At 69.8% G+C, this 17,261-nt stretch carries 17 protein-coding genes; 4 read left to right on the top strand and 13 right to left on the bottom strand.

The genetic code is table 11. From position 1 onward, the window contains the following. Positions 1-15: 15 nt before the first annotated feature. The gene (locus H0X00_RS04050; RefSeq protein ID WP_293767465.1) at positions 16-1,311 is read left to right on the top strand and encodes a hypothetical protein; all 1,296 of its coding nucleotides are present in this window, start codon (positions 16-18) and stop codon (positions 1,309-1,311) included. On the opposite strand, the gene H0X00_RS04045 is transcribed toward H0X00_RS04050, so the two are convergent. From H0X00_RS04045 to H0X00_RS04010, 8 genes are all read right to left on the bottom strand, one after another. Continuing rightward, complete coding sequence (locus H0X00_RS04045; RefSeq protein ID WP_293767464.1) at positions 1,274-2,080, bottom strand: GAF domain-containing protein; 807 nt, start codon at positions 2,078-2,080, stop codon at positions 1,274-1,276. The genes H0X00_RS04050 and H0X00_RS04045 overlap by 38 nt on opposite strands. Before the next feature lie 231 nt (positions 2,081-2,311). Beyond that, positions 2,312-3,658 (bottom strand): hypothetical protein, encoded by a 1,347-nt coding sequence (locus H0X00_RS04040; RefSeq protein ID WP_293767463.1) that lies wholly within the window; start codon positions 3,656-3,658, stop codon positions 2,312-2,314. Between the two features lie 87 nt (positions 3,659-3,745). Then, positions 3,746-4,417 (bottom strand): type II secretion system protein J, encoded by a 672-nt coding sequence (locus H0X00_RS04035; RefSeq protein ID WP_293767462.1) that lies wholly within the window; start codon positions 4,415-4,417, stop codon positions 3,746-3,748. Then, complete coding sequence (locus H0X00_RS04030; protein WP_293767461.1) at positions 4,414-6,222, bottom strand: type II secretion system protein; 1,809 nt, start codon at positions 6,220-6,222, stop codon at positions 4,414-4,416. The genes H0X00_RS04035 and H0X00_RS04030 overlap by 4 nt, the downstream gene beginning before the upstream one ends. Further along, a complete protein-coding gene (locus H0X00_RS04025) occupies positions 6,215-6,715 on the bottom strand; it encodes a type II secretion system protein (RefSeq protein ID WP_293767460.1) in 501 nt (166 codons plus the stop codon). The genes H0X00_RS04030 and H0X00_RS04025 overlap by 8 nt, the downstream gene beginning before the upstream one ends. A gap of 197 nt (positions 6,716-6,912) precedes the next feature. After that, complete coding sequence (locus tag H0X00_RS04020) at positions 6,913-8,967, bottom strand: hypothetical protein (RefSeq protein WP_293767459.1); 2,055 nt, start codon at positions 8,965-8,967, stop codon at positions 6,913-6,915. Between the two features lie 2 nt (positions 8,968-8,969). Continuing rightward, positions 8,970-9,653, bottom strand: a complete 684-nt coding sequence (locus H0X00_RS04015) for a type II secretion system protein J (protein WP_293767458.1) — start codon at positions 9,651-9,653, stop codon at positions 8,970-8,972. Beyond that, positions 9,650-10,123, bottom strand: a complete 474-nt coding sequence (locus H0X00_RS04010) for a prepilin-type N-terminal cleavage/methylation domain-containing protein (protein ID WP_293767457.1) — start codon at positions 10,121-10,123, stop codon at positions 9,650-9,652. The genes H0X00_RS04015 and H0X00_RS04010 overlap by 4 nt, the downstream gene beginning before the upstream one ends. A 337-nt stretch (positions 10,124-10,460) precedes the next feature. Between H0X00_RS04010 and H0X00_RS23640 the strand changes: the two genes are divergently transcribed. The 3 genes from H0X00_RS23640 (at position 10,461) to H0X00_RS03995 (ending at position 11,766) form a co-directional block, all read left to right on the top strand. After that, entirely contained in the window at positions 10,461-10,940 is a 480-nt protein-coding gene (locus tag H0X00_RS23640) for a prepilin-type N-terminal cleavage/methylation domain-containing protein (RefSeq protein WP_367186421.1), read from the top strand. A 141-nt stretch (positions 10,941-11,081) separates the two neighbouring features. Then, the gene (locus H0X00_RS04000) at positions 11,082-11,504 is read left to right on the top strand and encodes a hypothetical protein (RefSeq protein ID WP_293767456.1); all 423 of its coding nucleotides are present in this window, start codon (positions 11,082-11,084) and stop codon (positions 11,502-11,504) included. A gap of 28 nt (positions 11,505-11,532) precedes the next feature. Further along, complete coding sequence (locus tag H0X00_RS03995; RefSeq protein WP_293767454.1) at positions 11,533-11,766, top strand: hypothetical protein; 234 nt, start codon at positions 11,533-11,535, stop codon at positions 11,764-11,766. Here the strand turns inward: H0X00_RS03995 and H0X00_RS03990 are convergent. The 5 genes from H0X00_RS03990 to H0X00_RS03970 form a co-directional block, all read right to left on the bottom strand. Beyond that, positions 11,763-12,245 carry a GNAT family N-acetyltransferase gene (locus H0X00_RS03990; RefSeq protein ID WP_293767453.1) on the bottom strand — a complete coding sequence of 161 codons (483 nt, stop codon included), beginning with the start codon at positions 12,243-12,245 and terminating at the stop codon, positions 11,763-11,765. The genes H0X00_RS03995 and H0X00_RS03990 overlap by 4 nt on opposite strands. A 233-nt stretch (positions 12,246-12,478) precedes the next feature. Beyond that, positions 12,479-13,402 carry a hypothetical protein gene (locus tag H0X00_RS03985; RefSeq protein WP_293767452.1) on the bottom strand — a complete coding sequence of 308 codons (924 nt, stop codon included), beginning with the start codon at positions 13,400-13,402 and terminating at the stop codon, positions 12,479-12,481. A 552-nt stretch (positions 13,403-13,954) separates the two neighbouring features. Further along, complete coding sequence (locus H0X00_RS03980; protein ID WP_293767451.1) at positions 13,955-14,836, bottom strand: hypothetical protein; 882 nt, start codon at positions 14,834-14,836, stop codon at positions 13,955-13,957. Positions 14,837-16,133: 1,297 nt separating this feature from the next. Next, complete coding sequence (locus tag H0X00_RS03975; protein ID WP_293767450.1) at positions 16,134-16,769, bottom strand: PH domain-containing protein; 636 nt, start codon at positions 16,767-16,769, stop codon at positions 16,134-16,136. A 21-nt stretch (positions 16,770-16,790) separates the two neighbouring features. Beyond that, positions 16,791-16,979: a hypothetical protein gene (locus H0X00_RS03970; protein ID WP_293767448.1), complete on the bottom strand. Its 189-nt coding sequence runs from the start codon at positions 16,977-16,979 to the stop codon at positions 16,791-16,793. Positions 16,980-17,261: the final 282 nt, after the last annotated feature.

Genomic DNA, 17,261 nt, shown 5'->3' with positions numbered 1-17,261 from the left:
CGCAGAGGAGTGCGCTTGAGCAACACGGGAGTGGCCCGGCCGAGGCCGGCCGGCGTGGGCCTGCGGAAGGTCCACACCCCCGCCGCCGCGCTGCGCGCCCTGGAGGCCGCGACTCGGCACCGCCTGGTCGTTCTCGGCGTGGCCGCGGTCGCGCTCGCATACGCCGGGCGGGGCGGCTATCCGCCGCCCGATTCCGTGCCCTTCGCCCAGTCGGGCATCGACCTGCTGACCGGCCGATTCGGCGACGTCTACGCGGACGACTACAACCAGTCCGGGCCCCTGCAGTTGATCGCGAACGCCCTGTTCCTGCCGACCGGCTACTCGGCGGTTGGCCTCCTGATCATGCAGATCGTCGGGAACCTCGTCGTCGTGGGCGCGTTGATGGCCGGCAGCCGCGTATGCCGACGCGCGGTCGGGCTCACCCCCTCCCCCGTGGCCGAATTGGCGGTCGGCCTGGCGAGCCTGCTGTGGATCATCCCGGGTGACCTGTGGAGCGGGCACCTGGCGGGCGTCGCCATTCCCTGCCTCTGGCTCGCCGCGGCCGAGTCCGCGCGACGGGACCACCCCTACCTGGCCGCCACGCTGCTCGGCCTCTCGGCCGGGTTCGAACCGTGGGGGGTCCTCGCGTTCGGCGTCCTCCTCATCGAGCGGCGACCGACCGTCGTCCTGCGCGCCGGCTGCCTGGCCGGCGCGGTGGCGGTCGCGCTCTACGCACCGTTCGCCCTCACGGGCAGCTTCCACATGTTCGAACACGCCTGGCCCGTCAGCGAGGTGAGCGTCGTCCATTTGATCTGGCCGGACGCCGATCAGTTCACCTGGCAGATGAGGATGACTCAGGGGGCGACGTCCTCGCTCGCGTGCGCGGCGGTGGTGCTGGCCCTTCGCCACCGGGCGGGCGCGGCCGTCTGGATGGCCCCACTGGCCGCCATCCTGTTCCGGCTCCTGCTCGATCCGACCGTGTTCAGTTACTACTGGGTCCCGGTGTGCCTGGTGGCCCTCGTGGGCGCGAGCACGATCGGAGCGACTTCCAGCCGGCCGGCCGTGATCGCGTTGCTGAGCCTCGCCTACCTCCCCTTCGTTAAGGTCGCCTCGGCCACCGGGCTGAACCTCGTGCTGACGATCAGCGCGCTCGCGTGCACGGTCGCGTGCGTCAGAAGGGCACCGCCGGCCATGGGCGCCGCGCCTGCCGGCGCCCGCTCGGCGTCAGCTCCAAGTGACGCCGCGCGTCATCACGCGCTCGCCAGGATCAGGTCCCGCGCCGGGCGGGCGGAGGTCAGGTCTCGGAAAACAGCCCCGGGCCCAGGTCGTTGAGGTCGTGGATGACGGCCCGGATCCGCCCGATGGTCTCGTCGGTGTCGCCGATGAGCTGCTCCAGGCGCTCCGCGTACGGGGCGCCGACGGAAGTGGCCATGGCCTGCATCGACATCCCGGAGGCGAACAGCCGCTGCAGCACATGGTCGTGCAGCTCGGCCGCGATCCGGTGCCGGTCCTCCAGCAGGATCATCCGCTGCTGGTAGGCCCGGACGGCGGCCAGTTCGAGCGCGAGAGCGGCGTGGTTGGCGAACGAGGTCGCCAGCTCCAGGTCCTCGCTGTTGAAGGCCTGGCCACCGCGGCGCCGGGCGATGCCCAGGGCGCCGCGCGCGCCCCGGTCGCCGAACAGGGGGACCACCATCAACGGGCCGACCACGATCTCGGGCATGGCGTCCTGGACCGGGTTGCCGCCGGACCGCTCCGCGAGGTCGGCGGCGAGCACGGCCTGGCCGGAGCGGATGGCCTCGCCGGTGACCGATCCCTCGCTGGGGAACACGAACCCGATCAGGTGCTCAGTGCCTTCACCGACCGCGACCTCGATCATCATCGAGTCGCCGTCCAGCACCGGCAGCATGACCAGGGTGAGGTCCGCGTCGACGATCTGGTTCACCACCCGGGCCACCACCTCGAGCGGCTCCTCACCGGTGGCGGAGAGCAAGCTGCGGGTGATCTCGAACGAGGCCTGCAGCCACTCGCGCCGGCCCTGCTCGTGCGTGTGGAACGCGAGGCCGTTCAGCGGAAGCGCTGCCCGGTCCTGCTCGACGGTCATGACTGCCTTCCGCTTGGATCGCTGGGTCAATTCTCTCCGGAACGGGCCAGGCCGACCCAGGGCTGAAGGTCCCGCGCCCGAAAGGACTCGGGCGGGTTCTCCACCGGGGTCAGTACGCGGCCGTGATTTCCGCGAACGTGGTCTGGGCGAACGCGGTCTGCACGGGGTTGAGGAAGGCACAAGGACCCCTCGTGCTCCGTTCCGCAGACGGCGCGCCACCGATCCGTCGACTCACCGGTCCAGCTCCCGGTAGGTGCCGGGGGTGACGGAGAACAGCGCCGGCGGGGGGTTCTCGATGTAGCAGGCGTCGAGGGAGACCCCGAAGCTTCCAGTCAGGTCGAGAGTGTCGGCGTAGAGCATGCCGATGTGGTTGGCCGTGCCGTTGGCCTTCTCCAGTCTCCCGTACGGCGCGGAGCCCGACAGGTAGACCGACGCCGCGAGCTGGGTATTGCTGTTCAACTTCGCGTCCCCGCCGGCGATGATCACCAGTAACGACGCGTCGAGGCACAGCGGGGAGGCCGCGTCCAGCCGGGCCCGGGCGAACAGCGGCGAGGAGCCCAGTGGATTGAGATCCACGCTTTCCCCGTTCAGGTCGAAGAACAACACCGAATGCGGGTCGGTGGGGACCGTCCAGCCCGAGGTCGACGTGTAGTAATTGCCCTGGGCCTGCGCGGTTGCCCGCAGCTGCTCCAGTTCCGAGTCGGTGAGCGCGGGGCGCTTGATGCCGAAGTTCTTGAACAGCGCGGCGTCGTCCCGGAGGAACGACCCGCTCACGTCCACTTGGCCGTCGAGATTGAAGTCGCGCTCCACGTAGGCCGGATTGCCGGTCAGGAGGTTGCACACCGCCGGGAGGCCCAGGATGCCGAGAAACCTGCCACCGAATCGGTCCTGGTCGTAGGGGTACGTGGTGTTGCAAGGGGTCAGGGTGATCCCGGTTCCGAGCAGACCGCTGTGGATCGGTTTGGCCGTGCCGGGGCAGTACTGCCCGGAGCCCTGGGACTCGGTGATGACCTGCGAGGAATGCACCCCCGGCGGCACCCCGTAGGCGAGATCGAGTTCGGTCGAGGCATTGGTGGCCGTGACCTTGTCCCGCTTGTAGACGCACCCGGTGGAGAACATGCTGATCTGGCGCAGGTCCACCGTGCCGCCGAGATTCAGCGTGCGCCCGAAAACGCCCTTCGGCAGGTCGATGGGGGCTACCGACACCTCGGTCTCGATGATGCGCTGCGCGGGGCCGCCGGCCGTGCCCGTCGAGTGGATCAGGAAGCGCCCGCCCTCGGCCGCGGACACCGCCCCGATCGGCGCGATGTAGGCCACCCACCGCCCGCCTCCGGCGACGTCCGCCGAGACCGGGTTGGTCGTGCTCCACGCGTTCGACGTGCACGTCGTGAGGTTGCACCGCAGCTTGCGCGTGCCGTAGGTGCGGATGTACGTCGTCGCCTGGGCGACGCCGGCCTCGGCCGAGTCCAGGGCGGTGCCGGCCGCCTGGGCGCTCGAGGAGCCGCGCAGATTGCCGATCGACACCGCAGTCGCGGTGGCGCCGAGGGCAACCACCAGCGCCATCACGAGCATCGTCATGATCATTCCCGAGCCGCGATCGCGGCCGGCGGACGGGGATGCGCCGGGCAGGACCGGGCAACGGGGCGGACGCAGCGTCATGGTCCCTCAGCTCAGGTTTCGGTTGCGGAAGTCGACCTGCGTGCGGTAGCTCTGGTTGCGTGCTCCGTCCGCGACGGACACCGTCACCACCACGGAGTCGATCCGCGTGAGCTCGGGCGCATCCGGGATCCCGTTCTGGTTGCCGACCCCGGGGGTGGCGTCGAGCTCGGCCCAGGTGACGACGCCGTCGCGGGGCACGCTGCGGTCGTACTGCCACAGGCTGCTGTGCAGCTCCAGGCCGAACCCGCTCACGTTCGTGGCCAGGATCGGGGTCGTGATCGCGTTGCCGGCCGCGTCGTCGATCGTGAGCGTGAGCTGCCGGGTACTCGGCACGAAGCGGTAGCTGAGTACCTCCGGGTCGGAGGCGTCCAGGTCGCGCAGGCCGTCGTTGTCGAAGTCGGCGAAGAAGGTGATCGCGGTGGGCGCGGTCGGCGAGGTCGGCAGCTCGACCGCGTCGATCGTGCCGGCCTGGCGGAGCTCGCGGACCAGGCGCTCCATCGCGAGCTGAGTCTCGTGCAGCAGGTCGGCGTTGCGTGTGACGTCCGTGGTCGACTTCTGCAGGCTCAGCACCATGCTGAGCAGCGTCCCGGCGAGGACGGAGAGCAGGGTCATCCCGACCAGCAGCTCGATCAGGCTGAACCCCGCGTCCGCCGGGCCTCGACGCGTCGGGCGCCTCACCGGTTGTCCTCCGCGTAGCAGTTCGCGGTGCCCACGGCCAACGACACGGCGGAGGCAGGATCGCCCGCGCCCCGGACCGGCTTGGTCTGCAGGGTGACGACGGCCGGGACGGCGAGCGAGGCGATACGACCGGTCACAGACTTCTGCACGCCGGCCGAGGTCAGGCCGGCCCAGGACTCGAGGTAGTCCCCCAGGTTGTTCGTGTCGCTGACCGGGACGAGCGCGGGGTTCACCGCAGCGAGCGGATCCGTAGCAGTTGCGGGCGTGATGACGCCCGCGGAGACGTACTGCCCCACTCCGGTGCCGAGCAGCGGGATGCCGAGGAAGAGTATCGAGGGCGTCCACTTCCAGTACTCGACCTCGGCGCGGTAGTCCGCGGTTGCGCTCGGCGTGTGCGCCGCACCGCTCACCTGGCAGCGCGCCGAGGATCGTACGGTGAGCCGGATCAGACCGTCCGGCGCGGTGGCGGTGGGCAGCACCCGGATGACGTTCGTCCCCGCTGCGCCACAGGCGTCCACGGACAGCGGGCCGGTGGCAGCGGTCTCGTCGGTGCTGTTCAGGTACCCGCTGGCGGTGACGTGCGAGAGCGGGCCCGTCAGGCTCGGGGCGCACTGGTACAGGCCGCCGACCAGGCTGGGGACCAGGTCGGTGAGCAGCTCGCCGACCGGCGGCGTGGCATCCAGGGTGACCAGTTCCTGCGACAGGCCCGGAAGGGTGACCGAGCCCGTTCGGAAGCGGAAGCCGTCGCGGGTGACGTTGTCGGGCAACAGGGTCTGCACGGGATTGATCAGGCCTGGAATGCCCGCCACCCCGGCCCGCGGGAGCCCGTTGTCGGCGGAGAGCACGAACGGCGTCAGCACGCTCGCGCCCCAACAGATGCTTGAGCAACCCGACACGAGGTCGCCCTGACCGGCATTGAGGTTCACGATGTTGGTGTAGGGCGCGCTGACGGCCAGGGCCGCCCCGGACTGCCGGCCCGCCGTCGAGCTCGCGGCCGACATGGACGTGAGGCTGGCCTTCGCCTCGCTGGTGTTGAACACGGAGCCGGTCAGTTCCATCTGACCACCCGTCATGGTCAGCGCCTCGGCGCCCCCTGCGGCCGCCGAGCCGACCTGAACTGCGGTCGCGCCGGCCGCCAGCTTGATCTGCGGCACGGCCGGGGTCTGGGCGGCGATCTGGGTATAGACGGTGACCGGTTTCCAGGCGCCGTGATCGGAGTACATCGCGGTGGCGGTGACCCCTACCTGTTGGACCGGGGACCGGTCGCGGCCCGCGATCTGGCTGTTGTAGGTGGCGACGGGCGCGAGTACGGCGGACGGCGTCGTGGCGGAGACGAACTGGGTGTTCAGGACGATCGCGAAGTTCGCGGGCAGCGAGCTGGTACCGGGCGCGATGACGTAGCGGTAGAACGCGCCCGCGGGCTCGTAGCCGCACCGGGCGGAGCTCGCCGCGGGCACGTAGCCGGTCCACGACGCCAGCGGCTTGTTCGGAGCGTCCACCGGGCCGCACACCGGCGCCGCCGCGGCTGTCGTGGTGTTGCGGTAGTAGGTGTCGAGCACGTCCAGGTAGTCACCGGCCGCCGGGGCGACCCGGAACGGCAGCGCGCGCATCGCGTCCAGCTGGCCCTGCAGCACGCCCTTGGCCTGGCCGATCAGCTTGGCCCGGTTGGAGGCCCGCTGCGAGTTCACGAACTGCGGGCCGACGGCCGCCAGCAGGACGCCCAGGATGGTGATCGCAACGATGATCTCCAGCGTGGAGAACCCACGGTCGCGCCAGCGCTTCGGCACTACAGCCAGATCACGCACGGGACACCCGCCCGGTCAGGCCCTCGACGCTGAGGGTGTACACCTTGGCGGACCCGGTCCGGGTGACCTGCACCGAACCCGGCCAGGCGGTTCCGCGCGGTTTGAAGGTGACTCCCGGCGTCGGTCCGGACGGACCGAGGAAGGCCGGCGCCGCAAGACGCACCCGTGCGGCATCCGGGCGACGCGTCTCCAGCACGACGCGGGCCGGGTCGTCGCACGCCCCGCGGTACATCGTGTATGCCTGGGTGCCGACGTCGAAGGTGACGCACGTGGCTCGGCCCTCGGTCACCGCGCGCTGCTGCGCCTCACGCAGCAGCGACTGGACCGCCGCCGCCGTGCCGGCGTGCTCGCGGGCCTGGGTCCACCCCTTCAGCCCGCCGACCGAGATCGCGGCGAGAAGTCCGAAGATCGACATCGCCATGCACAGCTCGATGAGCGTGAAGCCCCCGGCGCCGGTGTGGCGGCTCTCGATCGGTGGCGTGACGACCCTCAATGTCCAGCTCCCGGTTGGATGTCCGTGTCCTTCTCGGCGACCGTGGTGCACCGCGTGGTTGCCCGCAGACCGCGAGGCCTCCGTTCCCCGTCGACGAACTGACGCGTGTTCAGCCCGCACTAAGTCTTCGGCTGTCCCGGCCCCGGGCTTAACGCCTGCGCGGGGTCAGCAGAATCTGCATCCGCGCGGCATTCGCACTACGGGACCGCGATCTCGGCGAAGGTCTGCGGGTCCCAGATCGCGGCGGCCGGCGCCGGCAGGTACGGCGGCGCGTCACTGCGCAGCTTGCCGTCATAGGTGTATTCGGCGGCATAACCCATGTCGGTGTTCGCCGAGGCCAGGTTGACGCCCAGCACCCCGGCGGAGAGCTGGACGAGGTCGGCGCCGACGATGCCTCGATAGCGCTGCGCAATCGAGCCGTGGACGGTAAGCGTCGGCGGGTCGATGTTCAGGGCGACCAGCTGGTTGAGCAGCGAGGCGTCCAGGCTGAGCGAGAGCACCGGGAGCTGCATGCCGAACCGGTGCTCGAGGGAGATGATCGAGGCCTCGACGGTGACGTCGTCGCCGTAGCCGGCCATCGCGTTGAGTACGGTGCCGAGGTTGCCGGTGCCGACCCGGATTGACGCAATGGCCGCGAGCTGAAGGTCCGGAATCGTTTCCAGCGACAGGCAGGTGCCGACGGCGAGCGCGCACTGCAGCGGGTTGTAGACCTCCACCGGGCCGGTGGCGACCAGCCCGAGCCGGTCGTCGTCGGCATTGTCGCTGGTGCGGTAGATCAGGTTGGACATGATGATGATGTCGCCCGCGACGCCCGCAGTGACCTTGCCGTCCAGCACGCCGTCGACGAACAGCTTGCCCGCCCGGCAGTTCGCCTGCGGTTGGTTGGCCGAGTTCAACAGGCCCGCAGTGACGTTCGTGTCGACCGTCGAGTACATCCCGAGCGCCGAGCCGAGCAGGCACTGGATGAAGGTCGGGTCCGGGATCGGGCTGTTGCCGACGGCATTCTCCTGGACGTAGATCGCGCCGCTGGGGACGTCGACCAGATCGCCGTCCGCGACCAGCCCGTTGACCACCTGGCGGAGCCCAGTGGCGGAGAGAAGGTTGTTGTTGATCACCGCCGAGAGCGAAACCTGCGCGACACCCGCGAGCAGGAGGGCCGCGCACTGAAAGAGGTTCAGGCTGAGGAGAAGGCACACCACGCTCTGGTTCAGGCTAGTGACCTGGACGCTTACCGAGGTGTTGAGCAGCTCGTCCGGGATCCCGCCGCCGCAGGCAGGGGTGTTCGGCGTCTGCGGGCTCCACACCCGCATCTTGTTGGTGCCCTCGAAGCGGATCCGGGTCGGGCCGTAGTAGGTGCACCCGCCCGCGGCCGTCGTGGCGTTCGCCGCGATCTGCGCGAGGCCGTTCGCGGGCATGTCCAAGTCGTCGGCATACGCGGGCAGGCCGGCGTTGTAGACCGGGGGCCCCCCGGCAGCCGTGCGCACACACGCGGTCGCGTCGGTGGCGCAGGCGGCGATGGAGGCGGTGACCCGGCTGTCGAACGTCGGGGTACCCAGGGTGGCGAACACGTCGTCGGTGTGCACGCGGCTGCCCTCGGTGCTGTCGTCACCGCGCCAGGCGGGGACCTGGCAGCCGGACGCCGGGCGGGGGTCGGGCCCCCACGCCGGCTTGCCGCAGGCGGCGCGCGCCGCGGCCGAGTAGAACAGTGGCGAGTACGCGAAGCCGTCGGCGGGGTCGGCGGCCTCGATGTCGGAGAAGTAGAGGTAGTCGGTCAGCGCCCGCTTCTTCAGCGTGACCTGGACGGCCCGCTCCCGGTCGCGAGCTTTCCCCCGCGCGGTGACGGTGACGATGTCGCCGGCGGAGGTGGCTGCGTAGCGGAAGCGGGGACAGTTGGGCGGCAAGGTCGCGTCGGTGCCGACGCAGGGAGCGTCCGCGCCGTCGACCGAACCGGGCACGGGCACCCAGTCCGTGTCGGCCGTCGTCGTGCCCAGCGCGGTGGTCAGCGGGTTGGCGGCCGCCCCGGCGGCGTTGAGCCGGGAGACGAAGTCGTCGACGCCGGCCTGCGCGGCCTGGACCGCGGCGTGGAAGCCCTGGGCTCGGCCGGCGCTGTCCAGCCCCTGCAGCGCGTAGGCACCGACGGCGCCGACGGTGAGCACCATCGCGGTGCCGAAGCCGATCACCGAGAGCATCGCGTAGCCGGAATCCGAGCCGGGGGCAGCACCGGAACGGCGCCGGCGCGCGAAGAGAGTCATGCTCAGCGTCCCATCACGGAGTTGGGCAGGAAGACGGTCGAGCGCGCGCTGGTCCCGGGGTTGTCCCGCGCTCCCACGATCGGCAGGTCCACGACCACGCAGGCGATGTCCGCCTTGTCGACCGGAGTCGTGAAATCACTGCACTGGTCATCGGCGAAGGCGAAAGCCGGATCCGCGGCCGCCACTGGCCAGATCAGCCCGGTGGCCAGGGTGCGCTTGGTGCAGCCGGCCCCGCAGCTCGGCACCGTCGTTGTACCGGCCGGGATGGCGGCGCTCTGCCGCTCCTCGACGAAGCGGCCGGTGCCGGGGTGGTCGGGCAGGTTCTGCTCGACCCTGAACACCGTGAGCTGGGCCTTCCCGGCGGCGCCGTAGTTGGCGTAGAAGGCCACCGAGCTCGCGGACGCGGCCAGGAAGGCGGCATCGCAGGTGCCGGTACAACCCGGGTTCAGCTGCTCCGGCCGCACCGCCGTACGCAGCGCCTTGGTCACGTCGTCCATCGCCACCCGGAGTTGGTCGACGTTCGACACCCGCGTGCTGGTGCCCGTGCTGCTGCGCAGCATGTCGATGACGAAGCCGGTGAGCAGGCCGCCGAGGATGGTGAAGATGGCCATGCCGACCATGACCTCGACCAGCGTCATGCCGTCGTCGCGGCGATCGCGGCGGCTGGCTCGACGTGCGCGGATCACGACAGGACGGTGGTGCTGATGACGGGGGGCCGCTCGCCGAGGCCCGGCCAGCTGACCTGGACCTCGACCCGCAGCGCGTTCCCGGTGGCGGCGGTGTACGACGGCCCGCCCCCGACGGGGGCGTCGAGCCCGGAGTTGTCGAGCCAGGTGGCCCGCCGGGTGACGGTGTAGTTGAGCCCGTCCACCGCGGTCGGGGTCACCAACGGGGTCTCGCTGACGTTGGCGGGCGAGACTCGGAACTGGGCCCGGGTGCGCTCGACCTCGGCCGAGGCCAGGTTCGCGGCCCGGACGCGTTCCCGGTTGTCGCCGGCGACGCCCAGGGAATCGATCGCGATCGACGCGCAGGCGACCGCGAGCACGGCAAACACACTCAGGGCGACGATGATCTCCACCAGGCTGAAGCCCGCGTCGCCAGATCTGCGACCCGTGGGCTGACCGGTGGCGGCATCGCGTTCGGGGACTGCGGCCACGCATATCTCCAACGTCGTTCCAGCCGTACCTGGGGAAGGGTCGGCTCACGCGGGGCTCCGCTTGAGTTGAACCAGGACCAAAGTCCCGCCGGATTACCGGCATTTGACCGCGCGCAAGAACTGACGTGGCGTCATATCGGGGTGAACCGGACGAAGCCCCCGGCCGGCATCCTCCGTACGGACCATCTCGGCCCCCACGGGGGGCCTATTTCAAGCCCGGACTCAACTTCGCTGGGCGGCCCGCCGAGACCCCATCCGACCAGAACGTCGGTGCCGCTCCTCCCCCCGGAACCAGAGCCAGCCGGCGGCCAGCCCCTCCTACCCGCCAGGGAGTCCCATGTACACCGCGCTGCGCAAGTCGCTCAACAAGGAGAACGACAAGGGCTTCACGCTCATCGAGCTCCTGGTCGTCATCATCATCATCGGCATCCTCGCCGCGATCGCGATCCCGATCTTCCTGAACCAGCGGAAGAAGGCGACCGACGCCTCGATGAAGTCCGACACCCGCAGCATCGCGACCCAGGTCGAGACCTTCTACACCGACGACCAGACCTACCCGGTTGCCCTCAACATCTCGACCGCCGGCACCGCCCCCACGGTCCTCACGGTAGGCACTGAGACCGTCATCATGTCGCCAGGGAACACCCCGGTCGTCAAGTCCAACGCGACCAGCGGTACTGCCACCGACGCGACCGCGGTCTGCATCGAGGTCTCGAACCCCAAGGGTTCGCACACCTTCGTGTGGATCAGCAACCTCGGAGGCCTGCAGCCGTCGACCGTGACCGTCTGCCCGGGGACCATCGCCACGGTTCTCTAAGCACCGAGCACCTCGCACCACCCTGGGGTGGCGGGCAACCGCCGCCCCCGCGACTCCCAGGCTCCGCGGGAGCCGGTGTCCGCTCACCGGCTCCTGCGGAGTCTGTCGCACATCCAGCGCGAGCATCACCCGGAGGCCACGATGACCGCCACTGCCCATCCCCGCCGCACCAGTCGCGTCCACGTCCCCGGCCGCCGCGCACTCACCCTGATCACCTTGATCGCGCTCCCGGTGGTGGTCGCGGCCGACCTTGGGTCGGTCGCCCTGGTCAAGGTCTCCGTCGAGGACGACGCCGGCGAGGCCGCGCGGGCCGGGGTGATGGCCATCCAGTACGGGCAGACGGCAACTCCGCAGACGGCAGAGATCGCCTTCCGCGCCGCGAAGGAGGTCGCCGACCTGCACCGGCTGACCATCGATCCCGCCACATTCGTCGTCACCGCCGACGGCTCGGTGCGGTTCGCCGCCCGCCGCGACGCCCCCACCGCCTTGTTCAAGCACCTCCCCGGCCTGCGCGACCTAACCGACACCACGGTCACCGTCTCCGCGCAGCGACCGAACTTTTAGTCATCACTCCCACGGAAGGGAACCCCCGATGAGCGAGTCCACCACCGACCCGACCCCCGAACCCGTCCCGGACATGCTCGAGGAGCTGGGCGCCTTCGCCTACGGGCTGTTCGCCCTCGCGGAGCCGGGCCCGCTCGAATCGGTGGCGACATTGGCCGACCGACGCTCGGCGCAGCTGCCGGCCCAGGCCGATCCCACGGTGCAGGGCCAGGGACCCCGCCGCGAGGCTCTGCTCGGGGAGCTCGGCGAGCTCGACCTCTAAGACATCCCGGGCATCTGTGGCCCAGTCAGGACGTACCAGGCATCCCGGCCGTCCATCCGGTCCAGGGTGAACCCGCACCGCTCCAGCACCCGGCGCGAGGCCGGGTTGCCGGCGGCGTGGATCGAAGCCGCCACCCGCTGCACCCCGGGTTGCGCGAGTAGCCACCGGGTCAACGCGGCACAGGCCTCGGTGGCCAGTCCCTGGTCCCGCTCCGGCGGCGCTATCCCGTAGCGAATCTCCACGGTGCCGTCGGCGTCCGGCGGCCCGTTGGTCCCGCACTCCCCGACCACGAGGCCGTCGCGCAGGATCAGCCAGCCCGGGTCGGCGCCGTGCTCGGCGGCGAAGTGGAAGACGTGCAGCGCCTCCGGCCCCGGCCACCCGCGCGCCGTGGGCGGGCCGGAGCCGTCGAGGACCGCCCGGGCCAGCTCGGCATCGGCCGGGGTGAGCACCAACCGGGCGGTGCGGATCGCTGCGGACACCTGCCCATTAATGACCTAAGCCCGGACCGGCGTTATGCCGGTCCGGGCGTTGGCCCAGGGTCACCGCTTCCGGTGCCTTACTTGTACCGCTCGACGATTCGGACGGGTGCCAGGTCCGACCGCCTCAAGTCCGCTTACGGGGCCGTCCCGGACAGGCCGGGGGGGTGCCCGCCCGGGAAGGATGTCCCCCCGCGTCGCGGTCCTGAGCTTGGTGCTGTGTTACGAGCCTTTGATCAGGCGGCGCTGACGCGGCGACGGAGCGCCACGCCACCGGCCACGAGGGCCAGACCGAACGGGATCAGCGCCATGCCGGCCGCACCGGTGTGCGGGAGGGTCGCGCCACGGACTGAGGAGTTCTGGTCGCGGCTCTCGCCGGCCACGTCGCCGCCGCCACCGCCGCCACCGCCACCGGTGTTGGTGCTCTCGACCTCGCAGGTCGCGTCGGCGTCGCCGAGCACGGCCAGGCCGCAGACGGTCACGGGGATGTTGGCCTGCAGGTTGTTCAGCAGGTTCAGGCCCCCGAGCAGGCCGCTGTTGCCGTTGGCGCTGCTGGAGCCCGCGCCGGCGCCGCTGCCGCTGCCGCCGCTGTTCGACGCACCGACGGTGGCCTCGCAGTCCGCGTCGCCGAGCACGGCCAGGCCGCAGACGGTGACGGGAACGTTGAGCTGAGCGTTGTTCAGCGCGTTGGCGCCACCCACCAGGCCGTTGTTGCCGTTGGCCGAGGAGGAACCGCCGCCGCCGCCCGTGTTGGACGCCGCGACGGTGCAGTCGCCGGTGCCGCGGGCCAGGAGCGCGCCGACGCCACAGACGGTGACGGGCACGTTGGCCTGCAGGTTGTTGCCGGCGTTGATGCCGCCGAGCAGGCCGTTGTTGTTGTTGGCGCTGGAGTTGCCGCCGCCGCTGTTGCCGGTGCCGGTGCCGCTGCCGGCGGTGTTGCCGGTGGTGACCGCCGCGGTGCCGTCGCCGACACCCAGAACGCCCACGCCACCGACGGTGACCGGCGCGTTCAGCTGCACGCCGTTGAGCAGATTCAGGCCACCGAGCAGGCCGTTGTTGTTGTCAGCGGAAGAGTCCGCGTGGACGGTCGGGGCGCCGAGCACCAGCGCGGCGCTCGACGTCAGGAGCACGGCTCCCATGACCTTCTTAGATGCGCGCATTGAAGCCACTCCTTCAGTTCAGGTCGGGTTCGTCAGTTGGGTCAGGCGTCTTGCGAAGTTTTCTGTCTCCGACCCTCAAGACCGACGTCCTGAGTACCGATAGACCGACTAGCCGCACGGAAGAGCACCGTGCTTGTGTGGCTCTGACGCAGCTGATGCCGCGTCGGTTCCGCCTGTGTCGAGGGTCTATTCCGCAGGCGGCCGTATTTCTCGGGATATATGGGACGAAACCGGGGCAAGCTGGCCTGCCCGCCTCGCGCGCGCACCGCGTGGCCGCTTGCATCCGGTCGTCCGGCGACTTCGTAGATCAACCCCGCAGCGGCAGGAACGGCCCGTTAAATGACCAGAACCCGGGCCGGCGTAATGCCGGCCCGGGCTCGGGCCCAGGGTCACCGTTTCCGGTGCCTTACTTGTACCGCTCGGCGATCAGGGAAGTGTCAGGCCCGATCGCCTTCAGTTCCGCTTGCCGGGTCTTCCCGGGTAGGCCGGGGGGGTGCCCGCCCGGGAAGAGGATTCCCGGCGTCTGCGGTCCTGAGCTTGACCGTTGTTAGCTCAGCTCTCCGAGCCGACGCGGCGGCGAAGCGCCACACCGCCGGCAACGAGCGCCAGGCCGAACGGAATCAGGGCGAGGCCAGCCGCACCGGTGTGCGGGAGGGTCGCGCCACGGACGGCAGAGTTGCGGTCACGGCTCTCGCCCTGAACGTCGCCGTCGTCGCCGTTGGAGGCGTCAACCTCACAGGTCGCGTCGGCGTCGCCGAGCACGGCCAGGCCACAGACGGTCACCGGGATGTTGGCGTCCAGGTTGTTCAGCAGGTTCAGGCCGGAGACCAGACCGCTGTCGCCGTCGGCGCTGCTGTCAGCGTCGTCGCCGCCGTTGCCCGTGTTGGACACCTCGACGTCCGACTCGCACTCCGCGTCGCCGAGCACGGCCAGGCCGCAGACGGTGACGGGAACGTTGAGCTGAGCGTTGTTCAGCGCGTTGGCGCCGGCCACCAGGCCGTTGTTGTCGTCAGCAGACGAGCTGCCGCCGTTGTTGCCCGTGTTGGTGGCCTTGACGGTGCAGTCGCCCTCGCCGCGGGCCAGGAGCGCGCCGACACCACAGACGGTGACGGGCACGTTGGCCTGCAGGTTGTTGCCGGCGTTGACGCCGGACACGAGGCCACTGTTGCCGTTGGCGGACGAGTCGCCGCCACCGGAACCGTTGCCCTCGTTCGAGGTCGTGACGGTCGAGGTGCCTTCGCCGGCACCCAGGACGCCCGCGCCACCAACGGTGACGGGAGCATTCAGCTGGACACCGTTGAGCAGGTTGAGCCCGCTCACGAGGCCGTTGTTGTCGTCAGCGCTGGAGTCAGCGTGGACGGTGGGGGCGCCGAGCACGAGCGCGGCACCCGCGGAGAGGAGCACTGCTCCCTTTACCTTCTTCGAGGCTCGCATTCGGGCCCCTCCTTCGAGTTCACGTTGGGTCGTTTAAGGGTCAGGTGTGTTGCGGTGTTGCGCTTCCGGCCCTGCCCCGTGTGCAGGACCGACCGACCTTGCGGCCGTTCGGGCGGCTAGCCGGGTGGCTACCGTCCTGCCGGCTCGACGCTGACCGCGGCTCGCACCGCGCTGGTTCGGGGCGACACTTCCCCTAACAGAACGCCGATCGGGGCAGGTGCCGTCGTCGTCGGGGTTCCGGAGAACCCGTTCAAAGACGACACCGGGGGCTCAACCGACGGGGTCGTCGGCTGGAGAAGACCGCCCATCACACCTCGGGCGGGTTCACCGACCCTCAAGGTCGAGACCTTGAAAGCCGATGAGACCGAGTGGCCGGCCACCGCTGTGGCGTCCGGAACAACCCGTCCCTCGTTTCCGTACATGGCGTACATGGCATACATTCGCATTCAGGGATGGGTACGTTACCGAGATCGATTCGGTTTTGCCGAACCCTGTCCCGTACCCGCCGCCCGGTACGCCCGGACAACCCGTGAACACCGTTCTTCGCCCGGCTCCGCCAGAGGCTCGGGTTCTGAGGACTCTCAAAACCGTCGACCCTGACGCAGTCGCTGCCGATACCCCCTGCAACGACGATCCCTACCGCGCCCCCCGCGGCCTCCGACCCGTTCGCCCCACTGTTCATCACAGTGCGGCTGCCGGCCGGAGTAGGAGGAGTCGGGCTTGTGTTCGTGACCTTCAGGGTGGACGAGTGCGTGCGAGCACGCGGCAGGAGAAGGCTGGAAGGCCTCTTCACCGTGTCCATCGCTCGTCCTCCCCTGGTCCTGCCGCTCGGATGAGCGGAAGGTGACCACACTCGACCCGTCAGTCCCTGTGTCGATGGGATAAAAGGGATTAACGGTGCAAGTGTGGCGATCGGTCCCTTGGAGAGTAGCTACGAGTAATAGCCGCTACCACCCATACAGCGGAGATGACCGTTCAAAGTCTCAGGAAACGTGACGACCTCGACGGACAAGCCGTGACTACGTGAAGTAGTCATAAACCGACCCTTGGTTGACCGCACAACCCCTCCCTGGGCCGTACGACCGGGCATCACTGATCGTGCATCTTTCCCGGCCTGCCGCGCAGGGAAACGCGCGAGTATTCGGACACTCCGCCCCAAAACGGTACCGGTGTGCCCAAAGTGATAACGCAGCGTGACGGTGCCGCTGCGCATGCCTGACCTGTCGGTCGGTCAGCCGATACGCGCTGCGGACGGCGAGATCACCGAGGGTTAGGCAAAGCCCATCTGCCCCACGAGTCACATCGAGGGCGCGTCGGGGTCCGCATCATCCGGTCCGAAGCCGGCCCAGGACACCCGGAAGGCACCTGGGCCCGATCCGGAGCCGTCGTCGTCGTCGGCCGGAGCGATCGCCACCAGGTCCGGGGTGAACAACATCGTGCAGATCTCCCGGTAGAGCCAGTCCGGCCGCGAGATGTAGGCGACCCGGGACAGCGCCTGGTCCTTGCCGGCCGACTCCATGATGAAGGCCCCGAAGCCGAGCAGTCGGCCCGGCACCGAGCGCTCATAGCGCATGTCGGTGACCTTGCCCATCGGCATCATGTCGACCTGACGCATCACGATGCCGTGGACCAGCATCAGGCGCTTGTTGGTGATGACGAACCGCGAGAACCACCAGGAAAGCAGGGACCCCCCGAGGTAGAAGCAGGTGGCCGACCAGGCCAGCCAGATCAGGTCCCGTGCGCCCGCCGAGGACGTCGGCAGCGCGATGTCCAGGAAGAGGGCGACCACGAAGCCGCCGAAGAGGGCGGCCAGCGGGATAGCCATCGCCGCGTAGTGCCGGCGCTGGATGATGATTACCCGCTCCGCCGGGAGGAGGTACTTCCCGACCAGGAAAGTCCCGTCGGGCCCGCGCCTCGGCGCGATCGTGGTCACGACGTCACGGCCTCAGGGCGCTCAGGAACCGCTGCCGAGGCTCTCGGTGAAGGTGAAGAAGCTGTCCACGAACGAGGTGGTCCCGCCCGAGACCCCGTCCCAGGCGTTGCTGACCGCCTCGGCGGAACGGTCCGGCTGCTGGGTCAGCGCCACCAGAGCGAAGACGAGCATCGCCAGCGCGACGAGCGGGTGCTTACGCAACGTCGACACGTCTTTCCCCCAGGAGCCCTCGGCGGACGCGGATGCCTCTCGGCACGAACACTGGGCAGCCTACGACATTAACCTCATAAGTCACAATGACCCCACGGGTAACAACAGGCCTCCGCGTGGCGAACAACGGCCGCGCTAGCGTCGGCAGGTGGGCTCCCTCGTTTCGGCGGACGTCTCGGTCGGCGTCTCGGTCGCCATTTCAGCCGAGAGCCGCCCAGGTGAACGACGCGTAGCTCTCGTCCCTGAACTGGCCGGCCGGCTGCGAGCACGGGGCTTCAGTAC

This window comes from Sporichthya sp., assembly GCF_013815995.1.
Taxonomy (GTDB): domain Bacteria; phylum Actinomycetota; class Actinomycetes; order Sporichthyales; family Sporichthyaceae; genus Sporichthya.
This window is presented reverse-complemented; position numbering and strand designations above follow the sequence as displayed.